The sequence below is a fragment of the Thalassospira sp. GB04J01 genome, from assembly GCF_000751115.1.
Taxonomy (GTDB): domain Bacteria; phylum Pseudomonadota; class Alphaproteobacteria; order Rhodospirillales; family Thalassospiraceae; genus Thalassospira; species Thalassospira lucentensis.
Map to the genome: position 1 here is coordinate 420,192 of NZ_CCDX020000012.1, position 20,934 is coordinate 441,125.

Consider the following 20,934-nt stretch of genomic DNA (forward strand, 5'->3'; position numbering starts at 1 on the left):
AACACCAACAGTGTCAAAGCGTGTAGCAATATTAAGAACTAGCCCAGCTTTTCTGGGACTTGGGGCTAATTGAGAGCATCGAGAAATTTGGTAACTTAGATACTAACATTGGATTTGAAAGATAACATAATAAATGTTAGTGTTTAGATATTAATGTTAGCGATAGGTGCCACTATGTCCGAAACGGGAGTACTGCTTTACAACCTTGACATTTATCTTTCAAAAACTTTGCACGTCCACATTTCACACAGTCCGGTGGATAGTGGCAGTTTACCACTTGGCATCACTGCAGATTATAACATTGCTGGCTGTAAAATTGTTTCCAGAGAGTGCGTTCTTCTAATCGAAAAGCCGCACAGCGAGAAAACACCTGCCGCCATCGCACTAGATATTAAGAAAGTTCAGGACATCACCGAAAGACTGGCCATTTTTGTGACCGATGCGATGAGTGCATATTGGCGTGAACAGCTAATTTCAAAGCTTACAGCCTTCATCCAAGTCGGGCAGCAATGCTACATTCCACAGTTAGCAATGGACCTTAGGGAGCATTTCCGGAAACGCTTGCTTCGGCCACAAGAGGTTCGATTCTCGCCGGTCGCACAGCTCGTTCTGTTCTATCTTTTATTGAGATGTTCTCCGGATACTGTACAGGATTCGACACCATCACGTCTTGCGGACAGACTTGGTTATTCGCCAATGTCAATTGGAAGAGCTTATCAAGAGCTCGCAGCTCATGACCTTTGTGAAATTCATCGTCAAGGGCGAGAAAAACACCTCCACCTAGTAAAGTCGAAGAGCAATATAATCGACCGTGCCCGTCCCTATTTGATTTCACCAGTGCGCAAAACACTTTACCTAGATAAATTTAGAGAGCTTGTCCCTCACTTACATCTCGCGGGTGAGTCCGCAATGGCAGAATATACAATGCTGTCCCCACCTTCGGTCCCTGTTTGGGCAATTGATACACAGCGTTGGAAACGAGGAACAGCCAGACAAGTTTGGCATGATGCCGTCGATCCCGAAGGAGCGACACACATAGTTGAGGTTTGGCATTACAATCCGACATTGTTATCCGACGACCGCACTGTAGATCCACTTTCATTGTATGCTCAGTTTAATTCATCAGATGATCCCCGTCTGCGAGGAGAAGCAGAAGTGCTATTGGAGAAAAGCTTGTGGTAACTTCTTTGGAAGATTTGGTCGTTGGACTTAACCGCTTCGCAGATCATTTCGCTGAATATCTTGATCGGTTTGTCATTATTGGAGGAACAGCGTGCCGGATAATCCTCGACGAAAACGCTGTGACCGCTCGGACGACAAAGGACCTTGATATCGTTCTTTGCCTTGATACTACAAACCGGGTCGATGAAAATTTCGCGACCGCTCTGCTTGAATTCATTGAAGCAGGTGAATATGAAGCAAGAACCCGCGCCACAGGAAAACAAGAATACTACCGGTTTGAATCACCAAAGGTCGAGGGGTATCCGGTTATGCTCGAATTCTTTTCCAGGCGCCCCAATAGCCTTCCTTTAACAGACGAGAAAATCAAATGTCGACTGGTTGTGGAAAGCGATTTAATGAGCCTTTCGGCCATTTTGCTTGACGATGATTACTATGCTGCTCTGATTACGAACAAAACGCTCATGCGCGGACTCCCTATTTTAAATGAAGATCTCTTGATCCCCTTCAAGGCAAGGGCGCATATCGATCTTGAGCGAAAAAGGGCCAACGGAGATCCCGCAGTAAAGAGCAAGGATATCAATAAGCATCGGGCTGATATTATTCGTCTGCTGGCTCTGATTCCTGCAAACCGACGCGTTGAACTTGCCGAACCCATTGTTCGTGATATTGGCATGTTTATAAATAAGCTTTGTGCCGAGGAATTCCCTACGCAAGATGTCGTGCGAGGCCTAACACTCGATGTCGTTGTTGAAGCTCTCGAGACTATATATCAGGTTGGCCGGAATGATTATCCATTCATCGCAGACGATAATATTGTTGTTCCATAATACAGGAAAGAGAGAACCACTCTCTTTCCTCGTGCCTTAAGACGAAGCACCTATCAGTCACAGTGGCTCTCGCTTTTGCGATCACGGCAAGTAATCTCAGGTTGATGCGCCATGCTGAAGTAGATTTATATTTATAAGCAACAAATAAAGAAGGCGACCCACTGGACCGCCTTGTTGCATATTTCGCTTAGCAGTTTGCTTAGCTGTCAAAACCAAGCTTCGGCACCGCAACGCCATTCGCACGGCAGGCCGAAATCAGGGTATTGTTCAGCAAGCACGCGATGGTCATCGGGCCGACACCGCCCGGCACCGGGGTAATCGCACCGGCCACCTTGGACGCGGTTGCAAACTCGACATCGCCGACCAGTTTCATTTTTCCCGCATCGCCTTCAACCCGGTTGATGCCAACATCAATCACCGTAGCCCCCGGTGCAATCCAGTCGCCCTTGATCATGTTCGGGCGGCCAACAGCCGCAATCACGATATCGGCCCGGCGGACTTCATCGGGCAGATCGCGGGTGCGCGAATGGGCAATGGTCACCGTGCAGCTTTCTTTGAGCAGAAGTTGCGCCATCGGTTTGCCAACGATGTTTGATCGTCCGACAACCACGGCCCGCTTGCCTGACAGATCGCCCAGCGTATCTTTGAGCAACATCAGGCAGCCATACGGCGTGCAGGGCGCAAAACCTTCGCCGCCCGTTGCCAGCGCCCCGGCATTGACCACATGAAACCCGTCGACATCCTTGGCCGGATCAATCGCGGCCAGAATGGCCTGCTCGTCAATATGGTCGGGGACGGGGAGTTGGCACAGGATGCCATGCACATTCGGATCGGCATTCACTTTGGCAATCAGTGCCAGCAAGTCTGCCTGCGGGGTATCGGGGGACAGTTTATGCTCATAGGAATTCATGCCGCATTCAAGGGTTTGCTTGCCCTTGTTGCGCACATAGACCTGACTGGCCGGGTCTTCGCCGACCAAAATCACGGCCAGACCGGGGGTAACGCCGTGATCGGCTTTCAGCTTGGTTACTTCGGAAGTGATGTCTTCGCGCAGTTTGGCTGCGAAGGCTTTGCCGTCGATGATTTTTGCGTCACTCATCTGTCTGTCCGCCCCGTAAGTTGGGATATTTGCACCATCAGCTCGTCGGGATCGCCGTCTATCAGCAGCTTTTTGTTGCGATCAGTCAGCCCGGAGACGATCCTGATCGAGGACTTAGGACATTTGGCCGCTTTTGCCAAAAGTTTTATCAGCGCCTGATTGGCTTTGCCGTTTTCCGGCACGGCGGTCACAGACACCCTAAGCTGCATTTGTCCGCTGGCGTCGGCCACCACATCGCCAATCGCATTGCGCGATGCCTTGGGTGTCAAGCGGACAAACAGACTTATCCCTGTTTGATCAGAACCTATCACGCAGACAGCATCAGACATTGTCTAAATGAGACGAATGAATAGGCGAAATGAGACATCAATAGCCGACAAGCGCCATGCGGACATCGGTCTGGATCAGCATATTGGCAAATTGCAGCACCAAAATCAGGATGATCGGCGAAATATCAATGCCGCCAAGATCGGGAATGATGCGCCGGATCGGCCGCAATGCGGGCTCGGTCACCCGGTACAGGAAATCACCGACCATATAGACAAACTTGTTGCTGGTATTGATCACATTAAACGCGACAAGCCACGACAGAATTGCCGACCCGATCAGCATGAAAATGTAGATACCCACAACCGTATCAATAAGCCAAAAAATCGCCAGCATTGCTGCTCCTTACCTGCCGCCGGGGTTGATGTGCAAAATCGGCCCCGAAATTATGTTTTTACGCAGCAAAACCTAGTCGGCAATGCCCGACAACGCAAGCGCAGAGCATTGATTTAACCGCCTATTGGGCCGATTTTACCCGGTTTGTGATCCCAATCACGACGCGGCACACCCCAAATTTCCGCCGCAACCTATTCCTCATACTATTTAAAACGCCCAAAACGATACCTGTTCATACAAAAAACTGTCAGGAGATGTCAGTCTGCCCGTGATCATTCCTTGCCCATGCCGTCACTTCGCGTCACAACAGATCACTGGATCATCGGGAAAGGCAAAACATGACCAACAGCGTGCAAAACAGCGAAAAAAAACGATGCGGTTGGGCGTTAAGCCATGTCGACAAGCCGTTTTACGTCGAGTATCACGACACCGAATGGGGTGTGCCCGTGCATGACGACCGGCTGTTTTTTGAAATGCTGATCCTTGAAGGGGCGCAGGCCGGGTTAAGCTGGCTGACCATTTTGGCCCGGCGTGAAACATACCGGGCCGCATTCGATGATTTCGATGTCCATAAGGTCGCGGCTTATGACGCGGAAAAGCAACAAACGCTTCTGGCCGATCCGGGGATTATTCGAAATAAATTAAAAATAGCCGCGACTATTCAAAATGCGCGAATATTCATCGCCATCCAGAAAGAGTTCGGCAGCTTCGATTCCTACGTCTGGAATTTCGTCGGCGGCACCCCGATCATCAACCATTGGCCGACCATGGGCGACGTTCCAGTCTCCACCGATCTCAGCGACGCGCTGTCCAAAGACCTTAAAAAACGCGGCATGAAATTCGTCGGCACCACCATCATCTATGCATTCCTGCAAGCCACCGGCCTTGTCATGGACCATACGGTTGACTGCTACCGTTACAAAGAACTGGTAAAATAGTCCTCTGTTCGGATGTCCCAAGGCGGTTAGGTCGTCTTGGTTGAGCCGCGCACCAGAAGGCCGGTTTCGAGGATGATGGTGCGACCGGCGTCTTCGCCAAGCGCCATTTCGGCGGCCAGGCGGCCCTTTTCGACCGAATCCTGACGTACTGACGATAACGGTGGGTCGGTGCGTTCGCCGGCCACAATGCCGTCAATGCCAATGACCTTAAGGTCATCAGGTACCTTGCGGCCCAACTCGCGCGCCGCATCCAGCGCCCCAATCGCGATCACATCGGACATGGCGAGGATGCCGTCAATTTCAGGATGCTGAACCAGCATCTCAATCGTCATTTTGGCACTGTGTTCGGAATGGTTGTCACATTCGACATGGATGATGTCGGTCGGGGCAATGCCCGCCGATTGCAGGGCATCGTGATAGCCCGCCATCCGTTCACGCACGACACGGTGGCTTGCCGCACCGACACGGTTGGCATTCATCGGGCCGAAATGATCATGTTCTGTTGCCTGTAACGACAGAATGGCAAATTTGCGCGCCCCGCAATCGAGCAAATGCGCAGCAGCCGTTTTCGCCGCCGCATAATCGTCGAGCAATACCGTTCCCGCCGCACCGGCGATGTCGGTATCAATGCTGATCAGCGGCTGGTTGCGGCGCTGGATGGCGGAAATAATGTCATTATTGTCCGAATAGCAATGCACCAAAAAGGCATCGACCGCGGCATTATTGACCGCAGCAATCGCCTGCTGCGGGTTTTCGGCCGAAATGATCATGACATTAACCCCGTGACGCGCACATTCGCGCCCGATCCCGCGCAGCAATTCAATCGCCACCGGATCGGAAAAGGCATATTCAAGATTGTCGGGAAACACAACGCCAAGCGCCCCGGCCTTACCCGTGCGCAACATCCGCGCCATGACATGCGGCCCGCGATAGCCAAGATCCTTGGCCGCAGCAAAAATGCGGTCGCGGACTTCGCGACGGACAAGATCAGGTTTGCCAAACGCATTGGACGCCGTTCCTTGCGAAACCCCGGCCGCCTTGGCGACATCCAGAAGTTTTACGCGTTTTGCAGCCATTGCGTTTTGCTCTCCCAGTCCGTGCGTTTTTAAACTGCCCCGCCCAGCGGCGGCGACGGCAGATGTTTTTTCCTTAGAACCACTATAGCCAGAACCAACACTGTCTTGCCACAAGACATTGACGTTACAGAAAACCGCCCTTGGTTTTAACGGATTTCGGGACTGGTATTGCGGAAGGTCAGATTAATCCGTGGCCCAACTTGTTTGGCGGTTTTGGGCAGTTGATGCAGCCAGCAATGCTGGGTTTCACCGCCCATGATCAGGGCTGAATTATGGGGCAGATCGATGCTGATGCGATCCCCGGTTGTCTTGTGACGCAGATGAAAACGGCGTTCCTCGCCAAAGGACAGGCTGGCGATGACCGGGTTCTGACCAAGAACATCTTCGTCATCAGCATGCCAGGATACACTGTCGCGGCCATCGCGATACTGGTTGAGCAGCACCGTATTAAAGGCCACACCGGCAAGGTTTTCGGCCAGATCGCGCAACGGGGCGACCTTTGCCGGAAAAGGGGATGCAGGGTGATACACACCGCTATAACGATAGGCAACCTCCCCAAACCATGCGGTCAGGCGCGGAACGGGGATTTCCTTACCAGCCATCCGGGCGGTTTCCTGTTGCCAGACAATGCCACTGAGCAGCCGGTCAAAGGTCCGGTCAGCATCATCATCAGACATAATGCCACGCAACAACAAAACCTGCCCGTCAAAGGGCAGCAGATTGCGAGGTGGCTCGTTGGCAAACAGATCGCCAGTCATGATCATCCCCGGAAGTCATTCTGACAAACACCTAGGACGAACGTGCGTGAAACTCAAGACACAGTTCACTGATATAGTTGTTTCCACAGTGACTTGGCACACATCAGTTCTGCCCCTAGCCGTTGACCAGAGCTATCCCTTCCTGATCGGCATAACGTTCGACATCCTCAACGCTTAGGCCAACCGCGCTATAAAGATTGATGGTTTCAAGTTCGAGATCGGTCTCGGCATCGGCAAGGGATTGCTGTGACGTTGTCAGGCTGCGTTGAGAATCAAGCACATCAAGAAAGTTCGAAAGCCCCTGAACGTAGCGTACCCGCGATTGTTCAAACGCATCGCTGTGATAGCGCACCGATGCAATCAGCGAATCACGTTGCTGCACGGCACCGACATAACCGTAAATCGCACTTTCGACTTCTTCAATCGCGGCCAACAGCGTCTTGCGATAGGTCAGAAAGGCCTGCTCAGCTTCTTCTTCGGCCACCGTGATGTTGGACCGGCGCAGCCCACCATCATACAGCGTCGCATCAATCAGCGCGCCAATGGCAGCCATTGCGGTACGAATAATCGGCCCAGTGCCATAGCCCGTCACGCCAAAGGCCAAAGACCCATCGAGTGAGAGTTCAGGATAAAGGGTCGCGGTTTCGACCCCGATTTGCGCCGTGGCGGAAATCAAGGCCAGTTCGGCGGCACGCACATCGGGACGCCGGCGCAAAAGATCGGCTGGAATACCAATTGGTGGCGCACTTTGAAATTCCGGCAAGGGTGACACATCGAGTAACACATCACGATGGGTTCCCGGCTGCGCACCAACCAGAATGGAAATTGCATTGATCGACCGGTCTATGTCGGTTTGAAGGGCGGGCAAACTTGATTCAATATCGGACACTTCGGCACGCGCACGCGATAGATCAAGTTCGGACGCAAGACCGGTTTGCTGGCGAACCTGCACGATGTTGCTGGTCTGGCGTTGCAGATCAAGTGAGCTTCGCAACAGTTCCTGACGTTTTTGGCTGCCGCGCAGTTCGATATAGTTACGGATAATATCGCCGATCATCACGCGATAGACATCCTCGCGCAAATAAACCTGTTCAAGATAATCGGCCTCGGCAGCCTGTTCTTCACGGGCTTCCCCGCCCCAAACATCCGCCGTCCAGGAAAGATCAATCCCCGCCCCGTATCCAAGATCATCAACCCGATTGCCATCTACCCGGCTGGACGTTCTGCGTTCAGCCGAACCATCGACGCTGGCACCGACTTCAAGACCATTTTCCCCGCGCACACCACGCGCGGTTGCTGCCGCTGCACGAATGCGGCTGATCGCGATCTTAAGATCAATATTGTTGGTGATACCTTCCTTGATCAGGGCGTCCAAAACCGGATCGGTTGTGGTTTCCCACCAGCGGGCCTGATCGGCAGGATTATTGGCGATAACCGGAATTTCCGGGGTATAGGCGGCGATCAGATCAAATTTCGGTGCGGCATAATCTGGCCCCACCGATTGACAGCCGGCCAAACCGATCAGCATGACAGCGCAAGAGAGTGCCGAAAGTCGTTTCACCTGCATGTTATTTCGCACTTCCCTGAATCTTGCTGTCGTCCATTTCGCCGGTATCAGGAATGGCTTCGGCCGCACGCAACTGACTTTGCAATTTAAACCCGCCGTCCGCACGCGCCGACACCAGTGGTGCCAGCAACAGATACAAAACCGGGGTCAAAAACAGCGTAAAGACCGTGGCAAACCCAAGCCCGCCAAACACAACCCAGCCAATTGCCGCCCGGGCCTCGGCCCCAGCCCCCGACCCCAGCACCAGTGGCAACCCGCCAAGGACCGTTGAAATCATTGTCATCATGATTGGACGTAACCGTACCATGGCCGCATCGTGCACAGCATCACGGACCGATTTCCCGGAATCGCGGAGCTGATCGGCAAATTCGACGACCAAAATACCGTTTTTGGCCATCAGGCCGACCAGCATCACAAGCCCGATCTGGCTGTAAATATTGATTGATGTCCCACTTAAGCCCAGCGCAAAGATCGCGGCTGCCAGACCAAATGGAACTGTCAGGACAACCACCAAAGCGGACATGAAACTTTCAAACTGGGCAGCAAGCACCAGCAACACCACCAGCACAGCAATCAGGAAGGTCAGCTGTACATCATTGTTGGTTTCGCCAAGGGTCGCAGCATCGCCGGTCATCAACACCCCGATCCCGGGGGAGAGAACCTTGTCGGCGGCTGCGTTCACATCATCGACCGCCTGTTGCAAGGTATAGCCGGGTGCAAGATTGGCCGAGACCATCACAGCGCGCTGCTGACCTTCGCGTTCGAGCTCCGATGCAACCGCTTCTTCGCTTAGACTGATCACGGACGATAGCGGCAATACCCGTCCGTCCGTCCCGGTCACAAACAGATTTTCAAGATCGGACGGATCATTGATGCTGCCAAGGCTTGAACGCAGTTTAACCGGGACGTTTTGGTCGTCGACGTTGATTTCGGTAACTTCATATCCCTCGATCATCGTGCGCAGCGTCACATTGAGGCTTTCAACCGGAATGCCAAGGTCAAATGCCCGTTCGCGGTCGATATTGACCAGAAGCTGTGGCTGGGTCGTCTGATAGGAGATCCGTATCCCCAGCAAGTTGGGATAGTTTTCTTCGAATTCGCGCTGCATGTCGCGCGCCTGTGCGGCAAGGACGCGATAGCTGGTTCCGGTCAGGGCAAATTCCAGCCCCTCGCCACTGCCGCCGCGCAGACCAAGGCTGTTGGGCTGATAGACAAAGGCCTGCACACCGGGAAGAGCGTTTAGCTGATCCTGAATGGTGGCGGTAATGTCCTGCTGACTACGGTCGCGTTCATCCCACGGGATCAATGGCGCAATGACCAAGGCCCGATTGGGGTCCCATAACCCGACAATGGTGTAAATATTATAGGCATCCCCGGACTCAACGACCGGACGCAAAATACTTTCGACCGTCTCAACCTGACGGTCCATATAATCAATACCGACCCCGTCGGGCCCGCGCAGCGACACAAGAATACGCCCACGGTCTTCATCAGGCAGCAATTCCTTGGTGACGCTGTTATAGACACCAAATGCCATTGTCCCGACAAGAATACAGCCGATCAGCGTGATATAGGGAAACCGCAAAACCCATTCGAGAATGCTTTTGTAAATATCGGCAAAGAAATAACCGACCCTTTCCAGCATATTCGGTTTGGCATTCGCATCCCCGTCATGCGGATCAATATGTTTCAGGCGCGACGCCAGCATGGGACACAGGGTCAAGGCGACAAAAGAAGACACCGCCACCGAAAAAGCCAACACAAAACCAAATTCTCGGAACAGACTACCGGCGGTGCTTGGCAGGAAGGAAATCGGCAGGAAAACCGAGATCAGGGTCAATGTGGTGGCAATCACCGCAAAGAAAACCTGACGTGAGCCAAGAACAGCCGCCGCCATAGACCCCAGTCCCTGATGTCGGCGGCGTTGAATGTTTTCAAGCACCACAATCGCATCATCAACAATCATGCCAGTGGCCAGAACAAGGGCCAGCAAGGTCAGGATATTGATCGAAAAGCCCATCGCCCAGATGGCCGCAACAGTGCCAATTAGGGCGATTGGAATGGTCACCGTCGGGATCAGGGTTGCGGTAAAGGAGCGCAAAAACAGATACAGCACCCCAATCACAATCACGATGGCAAGGGCGAGACTGTAGATCACCTCGCTTAAGGCACCTTCGATAAACACCGCATCATCAGAATTCACGAAGACATCGACATCATCATACTGCGCGTTCAGTTTTTCTGCTGCTCCGCGGATACCGTTTGAAATTGCGATGGTGTTTGATTGGGCCTGACGGGTGACACCCAGACCGATAACGGTGCGTCCATCAAGGCGGACATAGGAAGTCGCATCATCCGGGCCGTAATAGACATCGGCAACATCACCAAGCCGGATGCTGTCGCGGACCATCATCTGGTTCAGGCGTCCAACTTCCCAGACAGAGGCGTCGGCACGGACAAACAGCTTTTGATCATTTGATTCAAAACTGCCTGCTGGAATATCGAACTGTGCCGTTTCCAAAACATCGGCCACGTCCTGCACCGACAGACCATAGCTTGCCAGACGCAGCGGATCGACCCGGACATGAAGGACACGTTCACGATCACCGTTAATCGAAATTTCGGCAACGCCAGGCACAGCCAGCAAAGCAGGCTCGATCTGGTCTTCGACGATATTGGCCAGTTCTTCCTCGGTCAGACTTTTGCTGACCACGGCAAGGCGCATGATGGCACTGGCATCGGCGTCGGCCTTGACGACACGGACGTCTTCGACGTTATCAGGCAGACTGCGTGAGGCGCGACTGACCGCTTCGCGGATGTCATTGGCCGCATCATTGACCTCAACATCGGGATAGAACCGCACGCGGACGCGCGCGCTGCCTTCTTCGCTGTTGGAGCTGATTTCCTTAACACCGCTGACCCGTGATGCGGCAGCTTCGAGGATGCCAGTGACTTCCGAGTCCACCGTTTCGGGGGATGCCCCGTCGTACGTGGCATAGACGGTTACAGTTGGTTGATCGACATTTGGCAATTCACGGATTTCAACGCCCAGCATGGCGGCAAGTCCGGCCAGAATGATCAACATCGCCGCGACGATGATTAAAACCGGGCGCCGGATGCTGAGCGACGCAAGATCATTATGGTTTTGATTGCCGGTTTCCATCGTCATGGTCAGGAACCTTCACCAATGCCATCGCGGGTGGCAACACCCGTATCGTTGTTGTCGCGGATGACAGTTGCAACCTTGCGACCGGGACGCAGGCGAAGGACGCCTTCGACAACGATCAGATCGCCTTTTTCGATATCGCCATCCACAAGAATGCGCCCACTGGTCCGTTTGACAACGCGGACGGGTACGCGCGACACCGCATCATCCTTGATCCGCCAGATGTAGGTTCCCTCGTCCCCCCAAAGGACCGAGATTTCGGGCACGGACGGGTATCTTTTGCCTTCGATATCGACATAAACCGCAAACGACATCCCGGCCAAAAGACGGCCTTTTGGGTTGGGCACACGAGCACGGACACTAAACGTCCGGCTGACCGGGTCAATGCGGCTGCCGATGGACTCAACGGTTCCTTCGAACAGCTCGCCCGGCAGGCTCCACGTTTCAACCCGGACCTTTTGGCCCGGCCTTACATTGTCAAACCGGGTTTCGGCGACTTCGAAATCAACCAGAATGCTTTCGATGTTATCAAGGGTGACGATCACGGTTGAACTGTCAACGCGGTCGCCTGCCTCAATTTCAGAAATGCCGACGATGCCATCGAACGGGGCCAAAATGGTGCGATCAGCCAGATTGACTTCGGCCTGATCGAGTTGAATTTTGGCTTCGGCCAATGCAGTGCGCGCCGTATCGACCTCGCTGTCGGCGACAGCCCCAAGGGGGCGGGCCTGTTCGTAACGGCCAAGAAGCTGCTTGGCGTCTTTGACCTGCACGGCGGCAAGATCGCGCGCAAGGCGTTCGCGATCCGAATCAAGGATGACAAGAACCTGATCCTTTGTCACTTTGTCACCAGCGCGAAACAGAACGTCTGACACTTCGCCCGACACCGCAGGATAGATCGTCACACCCAGTGCTGATTTGCCTGTTCCGACGGCCTGAACAACGGTTGTTTCATCCATCAGACTGGCATATTCGGCAATCACCGGAAGGCCGCGATCCCCGCCGTTTTCGCGCGCCTGCGGGGCTTTCTCACCGGGGGTGACAAGCGCCATGATGTCGTCTTTGGCAAAAATATACGCAGTTGCTGCCATCGCGATGATTGCCACACCTGCGATCAGAAGCGTTGTCTTACGCGTCATCACATCCATACTTCCAAGTCGGGGCAGGTTTCACCCACCACCCTGAGAGGCCTGTTCCCGTCCGGGAAACATTTTGTATTTCAATTCTTTACCCGGCAAGGGTGATTGTTTTTTGGTGAAATACATTATGGGGCAAAAGCTACTGCAACCCGTCGGCCAGAACCACACAAAAAGTGTATCAGAAACGTCGCAGCTTGTATCAAGACACCAACAAAACCAGACGTTTCACAGCCATTCAATTTGCAAACGCAAACCGGCCTGCATACACGGTACGGTATGCAGGCCGGTTTCGTTCACAAAGAAACGATCAAATCGCCAGAAATTGTAGGGGTGTTCAAGCAGCCCCTAACATGCTCGATTGTGGAAACCGCACAAGGTTGCCCGCGTCCCAGTTCTGCGGATCTGATGACGTTTGGTCCTTGTCCGGTCCGTCTTCGGTCGCATCCTCGTCACTTCCGGCCGAGGCCACCGCCCGATCCAGCGATGCGGTCAGTTCCGTGACATTTCGTTCAACCTCGTCAGCACGGCGGGTTAGATCGACGCTGAGTTTGCGGGTGGCTTCGATGTCGTTCGAGACTTCAAAGATGGCCGAACTGACGTTATGGGCCGCATCCCCGGCAAGGGCGATCGCGCCTGTGATTTCTTCGGTTTCAAGGCGTTGTTGTTCAACATCACCGGCGACCTCATCGGAAATCGACATCATGTCGCGCACGGTCACACCGACGTCTTCCATGGATGCCACACACCGATCGGTTACAGCGCCCATGGCATTGACGTGTTCGGTGATCTGCTCGGTGGCCTTTTCGGTTTGCCCGGCAAGGTTTTTGACCTCGGCGGCGACCACCGCGAACCCTTTGCCTGCATCGCCGGCACGGGCAGCCTCAATCGTGGCATTGAGGGCCAGAAGATTGGTTTGACCGGCAATACCGCGGATCAGATCGACAATCTGTTCGATGCTGGTGGCGACTTCGCGCAGATCATCGACCGCCTTTGCCGATTGCTGGGTCGACCCAACCGCGTTCTGGGCAATACCGCGTTGACGTTCAACCCGGTTGGCGATCGAGCCGATGGCATTGGTCAGCCGCACGGCAGCATCGCCAATCGCGGTTGCATGCGACTGGCTTTGTTCGGCGGCACCAGTTGCGGTTTCGGTCTGGGTGGTGACACGTTCGGCGGCGGCGGCGACCTCGGTCACGGCTTCGCGCATGCGGGTGACCTGATGGCTGACCGACTGGACCAGACCGGTGGTTTCGCCTTCGATGGTGTTGGCCATCGCACCGAGCGAGGATCTGCGTTTTTCTTCTTCGATGCGTTGCAGGGTAATGCGTTCTTCGGCCATGGTTTCGATCTTGAGCGCGTTTTCGCGGAAGATCGAAACGGTGCGGGCCATGGCGCCAAATTCATCACGCCGGTTGATATCGACAAGATCAATATCGGTGTCGTTTTCACTTAAGCGGGTCATATCGCCGTTCACACGCTTAAGCGGGCGCAGGATGCTCATGGTGATGCCAAAGGCCAGTGTCAGCGCGATCAGCACGCCAATCGCCGCAACAATGATGTTGGTCAGTGCCGAATTGGTTGAGTCCGCATGGGCGGCATCAACAAGTGCGGTTTGGTTTGCCATGGCTTCTTGGCGGATGTTTTGGGTGATGGCCTGTACACCGCGCACGGCCGTTTTAAAGTCATCCATTGATTGACGGAAACCGCCGATGGAGCCTTCAAGCTGATTGGCCCCTTGTTTGAGCAAATCATTGTCACGCACAGCATAGGAGAACAGCTTTTTCTCGTTGCGCTTAAGCCCGTCAAAGGCCGATTTGATTTCTTCCTGAAGGTCGGTGAGCTCGGAGGTTTTGGCGCGTGCGGCCTCAAGGGCCTCGGGCGTGCGCACAATGGGGTATTGCAGACTGTTCACAATCGCGGCCAGATTAAAGGCGCCCAGTTTATCGCCATATTTTTCAGCCATTACCGGATCGCGCTTGGCGATGAATTCTTCGAGTTTGGCAGCCGATTGTCCAAGCTGATTTGCACCCAGCAACATGGTATCGGACGCCGCAGTCAGGTTTTCAGCACGCAGGACAAGGGGTTCAAGCGTCGCGATGTAATCAGCCGTCAGGCTTTCGAGCGCGTCGGCACGATCCCCATCCCCGGCATCACGCAGGGCATCAACCAGTGTCGCGCCGCTTTGTTCTGCAGCAGCGCGGATCGTGGCGATGCCTTCACGGTCCTGAATATCCACCGTCTGGGCAAACAGCAGGACCTGATTAGACAGGCGTTCAAGTTTGAGGGCGTAGTCATTGGCAAGGCCGACAAGGTTTGTGCTTTTGGCGATGCGATCAGCATGACCGCCAAACCCCAGAAGATAGGTTGAGGACAGCGCGCTTAAGCCCACAAGCAGGACAACCAGAACAAAGAAACCGGCAAAGATGCGCGATCCGATGCGAATACGATCAAGGAACATGAGATATCCAAACAGATAGATGAAGCGTTTGGCGCGATCCTTACCCCGTGCAGCCGGGCCGTTTTGTAACACTTAGATGAAATCAGCATTCATCCAGTGCTTTTTGGTCGTGACGATGGTTTTGCAAACTCACATCAACAATAATTGCCCGATAAAATGTTCAAATGAACCTTTCCTATACAGAGATATGAGGTCTTCCTGACCATTTGGAAAAGCCATAATCACACCAACTTGCCACGACATTCCGCCCAATGGTGCGAATCGGCGATTTGAAATGCCAGATACGGATGATGATCGCGCACGCGACATATGATGCGACAAGACAGATCAAGGGCCCTAACAGGCGGCTGATTGTCGCCATGACAATATTGTCCAAGCTGGAATGTTGTTTTAGCGGTATAGTTGGCAAATGCATCAGGCTCCGCAACATGGCCGGGCAGCAGGCCGTTTATCAACGGTCACGACGCGCCCGCGCAAAACAGCCCCCGAGACTGCCCGTCACTGGCGGGTGGCTGATGGCATTGATTTGTTTGAAGCTGATTACAAGCACTTCACCTTTCCCAAGCACAGCCATGATTACTATGCGTTTGGCACCATCCTGAACGGGGCGGAACGGTTCATGACGCGCGGGACAAACTATGTCGCATCACGCGGGCAGCTTTTGATGATGAACCCGATGCAGGTCCATGATGGTGGCCCGGCGTCAGATGACGGTTATAACTACCAGATCATGTTTATCGCCCCGGAAATCTTTGGCAATCTGGTCGGTGAGATTTCGCCCAAGGATGTTGGTCTGCCATTTTTTGGCAATTGCGTGGCCAACGACCCGGATTTGCATTTGCAGCTTCAGGGGCTCCATCGCATGTTCCGGCCCGAATTTGAACAGACCAGCAGTCTTTTGGAGCGCGACAGCCGGTTGCTTTATAGTGCGGCACGTTTGGCGCTTCGCCATGCGGATGCGCCGCCCTATACCTATCACCCCGGATCAGAAGACAAACGCATCACGGCGGTGATTGACTATATGGCTGCCCATCTTGATGCCAACATATCACTTGATGAACTGGCCACCTTGACCGGACTGAGCCGGTTTCATCTGTTGCGGGTGTTTCGCGCGGCCACTGGCCTGCCACCGCATGCGTATTTCAACCACATGCGGTTGCGCCGCGCCAAACGGATGCTGTTTGACGGATCATCCATTGCCGATGCGGCAGCCGCCACCGGATTTGCCGACCAAAGCCATTTGAACCGGCATTTCAAAGGCATGTGGGGGGTTAGTCCGGGGGCGTTTATCGCCAATCTTGATCAAACATCGCCCAAAATTCCGAAATAGCTTTCGGGTCGGCGATCGCGCAAATACGGAAATTCCTTGCGTGATTTTTCAAGTGCATCAAAGTCGAGATCGGCAATAATCAGGCAATCCTGGTCGCCCGCACGGGCCAGATCGGACCACGGCGCACAAATCACACTTTTGCCGACATAACGCAGCTCAGCTTCCTGATCACAGCGGTTGGCATAGGCCAGAAACAGCTGATTTTCCATGGCACGGACCGGCACCATCATTTCAGCAATCCGGTCAAACGGCGCCATCTGGGCGGTTGGCACCAGTAAAAGATCACATCCCTTAAGTGCAATGCTGCGCACCAATTCAGGAAATTCAACGTCATAGCAGATCAGCATCGCGACTTTGATGCCATTCCAGTCAATCACCAGCGGCATGTTGTTACCCGGCGCAAAACAGGTACGGTCAAGGTCACCGAACAACTGAATTTTCCGATGCAGCAACCGCCGTTTGCCGGTTTTGTCAAACAGGGCACAGGCATTGTAATTGCGCCCGTCCTCGCCCAACTCGCCAAAGCCAACCACAATCGCAATGCCAATGTCACGGGCCATATCGGCAACCGCCGACAGGCTTTCGCCCGACAACCGTTCGGATTGCTCGACGATCCGGTCACGTCCAATGTTATAGCCGGTCAGATACATTTCCGGCGCAATGATCATCTCGGCACCGGCATCGCGTGCCTCACGCGCACGTTGCGCAAGGCACGCAATCCGGGTCGGTTTATCAATGACTGCGTCAGAGCCTGACTGATAAACCGCGATTTTCATTGATCACGCCCCCGCCTTACGCCGTTTGAGCGCATCGGTGACAAGGCAAAGTTCCTCAAACAGAACTTGTGCGCCAGCATGGGCGGTATTGGTGGTGGCGTCATATTGCGGGGCGACTTCGACCACGTCGGCCCCGACAAAATCAAGCCCCCGAAGACCGCGCAAAATCGCCAATGCTTCACGTGATGTCAGACCACCGATTTCCGGCGTACCAGTCCCCGGCGCAAAGGATGGATCAAGGCAATCGACATCAAAGGACAGATAGACCGGACCATCACCAACAACTTCGCGGGCCTTGGCAATGACGGCCTCAACCCCCATTTGCGGCACTTCTTCGGCGTGGATCACGGTCATGCCGCTGTCATAGGAAAATTCCCACAGATATTCCGCCCCACCGCGAATGCCGATCTGGATCGTGCGTTCGGGATCAAGCACGCCATCCATGACCGATTGGCGGAACGGGCCGCCATGATGGAATTTGGCGCCTTCGTATTCGCCGCTGGTGTCGCAATGGGCATCCAGATGGATCATGCCAACCGGGCGATCCTTGCCCACCGCACGCTGGATGGAATAGGTGATGGAATGATCGCCGCCAATGGCAATCGGGATCACACCGGCATCAACGATTTTGGTAAAGTAATCCTCGATATCCTGATGGCAGCTTTCCAGCGAAAAACGGCTGCGAAACGGTACATCCCCAATATCGGCAACCTTGCATTGGGCACCGGGCACCATGCGCAACACATGTTCATACGGGCCAATGCGTTCGATATTACGCACCGCACGCGGGCCAAGCCGCGCCCCTGCCCGGTTGGTCACTCCCAAATCCATCGGCACCCCGACAAGCGCAACATCAAGACCGGCAAAATCAGTCTTGGCCGCGTCCGGCGCAAAGGGTGCATCAAGAAATGTCGGCACACCGGCAAACGGCCATTTGCGTTCGCCACTGGCGGAAAACTGGGTTTCGGCCACTTCCTTGAAGTGCGGGTCGAACATATCGCCGCCTTTGGCATTTCCGTATTTTTCGCGCAGTTTTGCGAGTTTTTCAGTGTTGACCATGGTGGCCTCCTTGATCCGTGTCGGACGTTATTGTTTCTTGGGATGCGTGCATATTAACTGTCATCGTCATGGCGCCACGCGCCAAGCAGACGCGGCAAATCACCAAACCGGGCAATCAGGCCAAACACCACCACCGCGATGGCGACAAACAGAACGGTGACCGACGCCATGGTTGGCGTGTAGCCATACCGTAGGGAATTGAAAATCTTGATCGGCAGGGTTTCGACCGTGAAGCCGACCGCCATATAGGCAACAATGTATTCATTGAGCGACAGCACGAACGCAAACGCCATGCCCGATATGATGTACGGCAGGATCAATGGCAGGATGATGGTGCGCAAAATAGTACGGTCATCGGCCCCCATGGTTGCGGCGGCTTCGACCAGACTGTCATCGACGGCCTCAAACCCCAGCGTCAGGGTCACCAGCGGCAAGGTCACAAAGAAAATCCCGTGGCTGATCACGACCGTCCATGCCTGACCATAGGCGCCGGCCGTGGTCCAGAAACTTAAAAACCCAAGGGCGGTAATCACCGGCGGCAAGATAAAGGGCGCCAGCCCAAGAACCTGAACAATCCGGGCCCACGGGGCATGAAACCGCCACAGGAACCACGCCAGCGGAAAGGCAACCACCACCGCCAGACTGGACGCCCCAACCGCAACACCGACACTGTTGAAAAGCGCGCTGCGCCAACTGTCTTCTGTGAAAATCTGCGCGTACCAGTCAAGCGAGAAGCCTTCTGGCGGGAACGACAGCGATTTGCGTTCGTTAAACGAAACCCCGGCCACCACCGCCAAGGGGGCGGCCATAAACAGTGCAATCGCCCCAAGGAACAGCCGCAGGATGAAAGTGTTGATCATGCGGCGTTCTCCTTCTTGCCATAAAGAAGCGAGATCGCCACCAGCGACAGGCTGACCAGTACAAGAAACACCGCCATGGCCGCCGCAAACGGCATGTTCGATTGATAGATCGCCTGATCAGTGATCAGAACCGAAAGCGTCCAGTGCGACGGTTTACCCAACAATTGCGGTAACAGATAACAGCCAAGTGCAAAGACAAACACCATGATCAGTGTCGAGACGATGCTGTTGCGCAAGGCAGGCACAACCACATTGAGAAAGCTGCGCACCGGCCCCGACCCCAGTGTCCGGGCGACTTCGACCAAGGATGGGTCAAGACGCGACAGGGCCGGAAACAGCACAAGAACGGTGTAGGGAAACGTTTGATACACCATGCCGGTCATGACAGCACCGAAACTGGGCGATAACGACATGGGTTTATCGAGAACCCCAACCACGACCAACAGGTTGCTTATGCCCGCTGTGCGCGACAAAAGCGTTGACCAGCCAAAGCCGATCAGAACTTCTGAAAGCGATAGGACCGACAGCAAAAACACCAGCCAGACCACCTGAGTGCGGCGGGCCATCCGGGTCAGGATATAGGTAAACGGGAAGGCCAGCAGAACGGAAACGACCGCAACCAATGCCGCCAACCCGATGGAAAACCCCAAAATCCCGCCAAAGAACGATGTCAGGAACCGGGCATAGTTATCAAACACGAATGCCGGTTCATAAAAAGCCCCCTGAACGCGTTGGAAAAAGGACACCGCGATCATGATGCCAAACGGGATCACAAAGAAAACCATCAACATCCCGGCCGGAAAGCCGATGGTGGCGTAATCGGAAAACATGCGTGGTTTGATTTTCATGCGTCCCCCAACACCACACAGGCGTCTTTGGGGAAATGCACCGAAACGGTGTCTCCCGCGACAATGTCGGGACGGTCCGACGGGGTGGTTATCGCGGTGATCTGCTGACCGGCGACCGACAAATACATCTCGATACTCGCGCCGAGGTCACGGATGTAAGACACCTCACCAGCCAAACATCCCGGTGTATTGTCACCACTGCCAGCTGTTACCCGGATATTTTCCGGTCGCACCGACACTGTCACATCCCCCGTGTCGGGTAGGTCATCGGCCAGCAATGTGCCCCCGGGGACGGCGAGTTTCCCCGAACCACTGATGCGCCCGGAGATTAAATTGGTTGAGCCGATGAAATCGGCGACGAAGGCGTCCTTCGGTTTGCGATAAATTTCGACCGGCGGGGCAACCTGATGGACCTTGCCCTGAGACATGACAACAACAAGATCGGCCATGGTCATGGCTTCGCGCTGGTCATGGGTGACAACAATGGTCGTGATACCCAGTTTTTGTTGCAGTTGTTTAAGCTCAATCTGCATGCTTTCGCGCAGCTTGGCGTCAAGGGCCGAGAGCGGCTCATCAAGCAGGAACAATTTTGGCTCCAGCGCCAAAGCCCGGGCAATGGCCACCCGTTGTTTTTGTCCGCCAGACAGTTTTGAAACCGGACGACCCGCCATATCAGGCAGTTGAACCAGATCAAGCAATCGCTTGACCGCTGCCAAGCAGTCGGCCTTGGATACCCCCCGAATGCGCAGCGGATAGGCGATGTTTTCGCCAACCGTCAGATGCGGGAAAAGAGCCAAGTTCTGGAACACCATCCCGAAATCGCGTTTGTGGGTTGGAATGCGCGTTACATCATCCCCATCCAGCAAGATACGACCCGCTGTCGCGGCTTCGAGCCCGGCAATCATGCGAAGCAAAGTTGTCTTGCCACAGCCCGACGGGCCCAACAGACAAACAAACTTGCCCTGCGGGATTGTAAGGCTGGTTTCATGAACGGCGGTGAATTCGCCGAACTTTTTAACAATGGACTCAAAGACCAGACCAGACATTGGCGATCCTGTATGTGACGAAAGACAGGGCAACTAGATTGCCGAAACAAGGAAAATGTCAGACAGCATGTCGGTGCAAGACCATGCACAGTGCAACAGGTGACATGCTGCCTGACAAAATCAGCGATACGTGCGCGAAACC

At 54.2% G+C, this 20,934-nt stretch carries 18 protein-coding genes; 4 read left to right on the plus strand and 14 right to left on the minus strand.

Annotation, left to right across the window (positions count from 1 at the left end; translation table 11 throughout):
- Nucleotides 1–174: 174 nt before the first annotated feature.
- Both AMM48_RS13215 and AMM48_RS13220 read left to right on the plus strand, forming a co-directional pair.
- Nucleotides 175–1,182: a hypothetical protein gene (locus AMM48_RS13215; protein ID WP_146030410.1), complete on the plus strand. Its 1,008-nt coding sequence runs from the start codon at nucleotides 175–177 to the stop codon at nucleotides 1,180–1,182.
- Complete coding sequence (locus AMM48_RS13220; protein WP_102784411.1) at nucleotides 1,176–2,009, plus strand: hypothetical protein; 834 nt, start codon at nucleotides 1,176–1,178, stop codon at nucleotides 2,007–2,009. Before AMM48_RS13215 ends, AMM48_RS13220 begins: the two co-directional genes overlap by 7 nt.
- A 199-nt stretch (nucleotides 2,010–2,208) precedes the next feature.
- Here the strand turns inward: AMM48_RS13220 and folD are convergent, their stop codons facing one another.
- Genes folD through AMM48_RS13235 form a run of 3 tightly spaced genes read right to left on the minus strand, consistent with a single transcriptional unit; the run spans nucleotide 2,209 to nucleotide 3,771 of the window.
- Nucleotides 2,209–3,108 (minus strand): bifunctional methylenetetrahydrofolate dehydrogenase/methenyltetrahydrofolate cyclohydrolase FolD, encoded by a 900-nt coding sequence (gene folD, locus AMM48_RS13225; protein WP_102784412.1) that lies wholly within the window; start codon nucleotides 3,106–3,108, stop codon nucleotides 2,209–2,211.
- Entirely contained in the window at nucleotides 3,105–3,437 is a 333-nt protein-coding gene (locus AMM48_RS13230) for a DUF167 family protein (protein WP_028791452.1), read from the minus strand. The genes folD and AMM48_RS13230 overlap by 4 nt, the downstream gene beginning before the upstream one ends.
- Nucleotides 3,438–3,474: 37 nt before the next feature.
- A complete protein-coding gene (locus AMM48_RS13235) occupies nucleotides 3,475–3,771 on the minus strand; it encodes a YggT family protein (RefSeq protein WP_022731678.1) in 297 nt (98 codons plus the stop codon).
- A gap of 338 nt (nucleotides 3,772–4,109) precedes the next feature.
- On the opposite strand from AMM48_RS13235, the gene AMM48_RS13240 reads away from it, so the two are divergent.
- On the plus strand, nucleotides 4,110–4,709 hold the full coding sequence (locus AMM48_RS13240) for a DNA-3-methyladenine glycosylase I (RefSeq protein ID WP_102784413.1): 600 nt from the start codon (nucleotides 4,110–4,112) through the stop codon (nucleotides 4,707–4,709).
- Nucleotides 4,710–4,735: 26 nt separating this feature from the next.
- Here AMM48_RS13240 and AMM48_RS13245 read toward each other — a convergent pair whose 3' ends face one another.
- From AMM48_RS13245 to AMM48_RS13270, 6 genes are all read right to left on the minus strand, one after another.
- On the minus strand, nucleotides 4,736–5,785 hold the full coding sequence (locus AMM48_RS13245; protein ID WP_102784414.1) for a LacI family DNA-binding transcriptional regulator: 1,050 nt from the start codon (nucleotides 5,783–5,785) through the stop codon (nucleotides 4,736–4,738).
- Between the two features lie 146 nt (nucleotides 5,786–5,931).
- Nucleotides 5,932–6,543 carry an alpha-ketoglutarate-dependent dioxygenase AlkB gene (locus AMM48_RS13250; protein WP_102784516.1) on the minus strand — a complete coding sequence of 204 codons (612 nt, stop codon included), beginning with the start codon at nucleotides 6,541–6,543 and terminating at the stop codon, nucleotides 5,932–5,934.
- A 115-nt stretch (nucleotides 6,544–6,658) separates the two neighbouring features.
- Nucleotides 6,659–8,110: a TolC family protein gene (locus tag AMM48_RS13255; RefSeq protein WP_102784415.1), complete on the minus strand. Its 1,452-nt coding sequence runs from the start codon at nucleotides 8,108–8,110 to the stop codon at nucleotides 6,659–6,661.
- 1 nt (nucleotide 8,111) lies between these two features.
- On the minus strand, nucleotides 8,112–11,279 hold the full coding sequence (locus AMM48_RS13260) for an efflux RND transporter permease subunit (protein WP_102784416.1): 3,168 nt from the start codon (nucleotides 11,277–11,279) through the stop codon (nucleotides 8,112–8,114).
- A gap of 2 nt (nucleotides 11,280–11,281) precedes the next feature.
- Nucleotides 11,282–12,415, minus strand: a complete 1,134-nt coding sequence (locus AMM48_RS13265; RefSeq protein ID WP_102784517.1) for an efflux RND transporter periplasmic adaptor subunit — start codon at nucleotides 12,413–12,415, stop codon at nucleotides 11,282–11,284.
- A 334-nt stretch (nucleotides 12,416–12,749) separates the two neighbouring features.
- Nucleotides 12,750–14,945, minus strand: coding sequence for a methyl-accepting chemotaxis protein (locus tag AMM48_RS13270; RefSeq protein ID WP_244271227.1), 2,196 nt, complete (start codon nucleotides 14,943–14,945; stop codon nucleotides 12,750–12,752).
- A gap of 337 nt (nucleotides 14,946–15,282) precedes the next feature.
- On the opposite strand from AMM48_RS13270, the gene AMM48_RS13275 reads away from it, so the two are divergent.
- On the plus strand, nucleotides 15,283–16,203 hold the full coding sequence (locus tag AMM48_RS13275; RefSeq protein WP_102784417.1) for an AraC family transcriptional regulator: 921 nt from the start codon (nucleotides 15,283–15,285) through the stop codon (nucleotides 16,201–16,203).
- On the opposite strand, the gene AMM48_RS13280 is transcribed toward AMM48_RS13275, so the two are convergent.
- From AMM48_RS13280 to AMM48_RS13300, 5 genes are read right to left on the minus strand one after another with little or no spacing between them, the layout of a single operon-like run.
- Nucleotides 16,176–16,979, minus strand: a complete 804-nt coding sequence (locus tag AMM48_RS13280) for a carbon-nitrogen hydrolase family protein (RefSeq protein ID WP_102784418.1) — start codon at nucleotides 16,977–16,979, stop codon at nucleotides 16,176–16,178. The genes AMM48_RS13275 and AMM48_RS13280 overlap by 28 nt on opposite strands.
- Nucleotides 16,980–16,982: 3 nt before the next feature.
- Complete coding sequence (gene speB / locus AMM48_RS13285) at nucleotides 16,983–18,038, minus strand: agmatinase (protein WP_102784419.1); 1,056 nt, start codon at nucleotides 18,036–18,038, stop codon at nucleotides 16,983–16,985.
- Nucleotides 18,039–18,091: 53 nt separating this feature from the next.
- Nucleotides 18,092–18,898 carry an ABC transporter permease gene (locus tag AMM48_RS13290; protein WP_102784420.1) on the minus strand — a complete coding sequence of 269 codons (807 nt, stop codon included), beginning with the start codon at nucleotides 18,896–18,898 and terminating at the stop codon, nucleotides 18,092–18,094.
- Nucleotides 18,895–19,746 (minus strand): ABC transporter permease, encoded by an 852-nt coding sequence (locus tag AMM48_RS13295; RefSeq protein ID WP_102784421.1) that lies wholly within the window; start codon nucleotides 19,744–19,746, stop codon nucleotides 18,895–18,897. Before AMM48_RS13295 ends, AMM48_RS13290 begins: the two co-directional genes overlap by 4 nt.
- On the minus strand, nucleotides 19,743–20,792 hold the full coding sequence (locus AMM48_RS13300) for an ABC transporter ATP-binding protein (RefSeq protein ID WP_102784422.1): 1,050 nt from the start codon (nucleotides 20,790–20,792) through the stop codon (nucleotides 19,743–19,745). Before AMM48_RS13300 ends, AMM48_RS13295 begins: the two co-directional genes overlap by 4 nt.
- Between the last annotated feature and the right edge of the window lie 142 nt (nucleotides 20,793–20,934).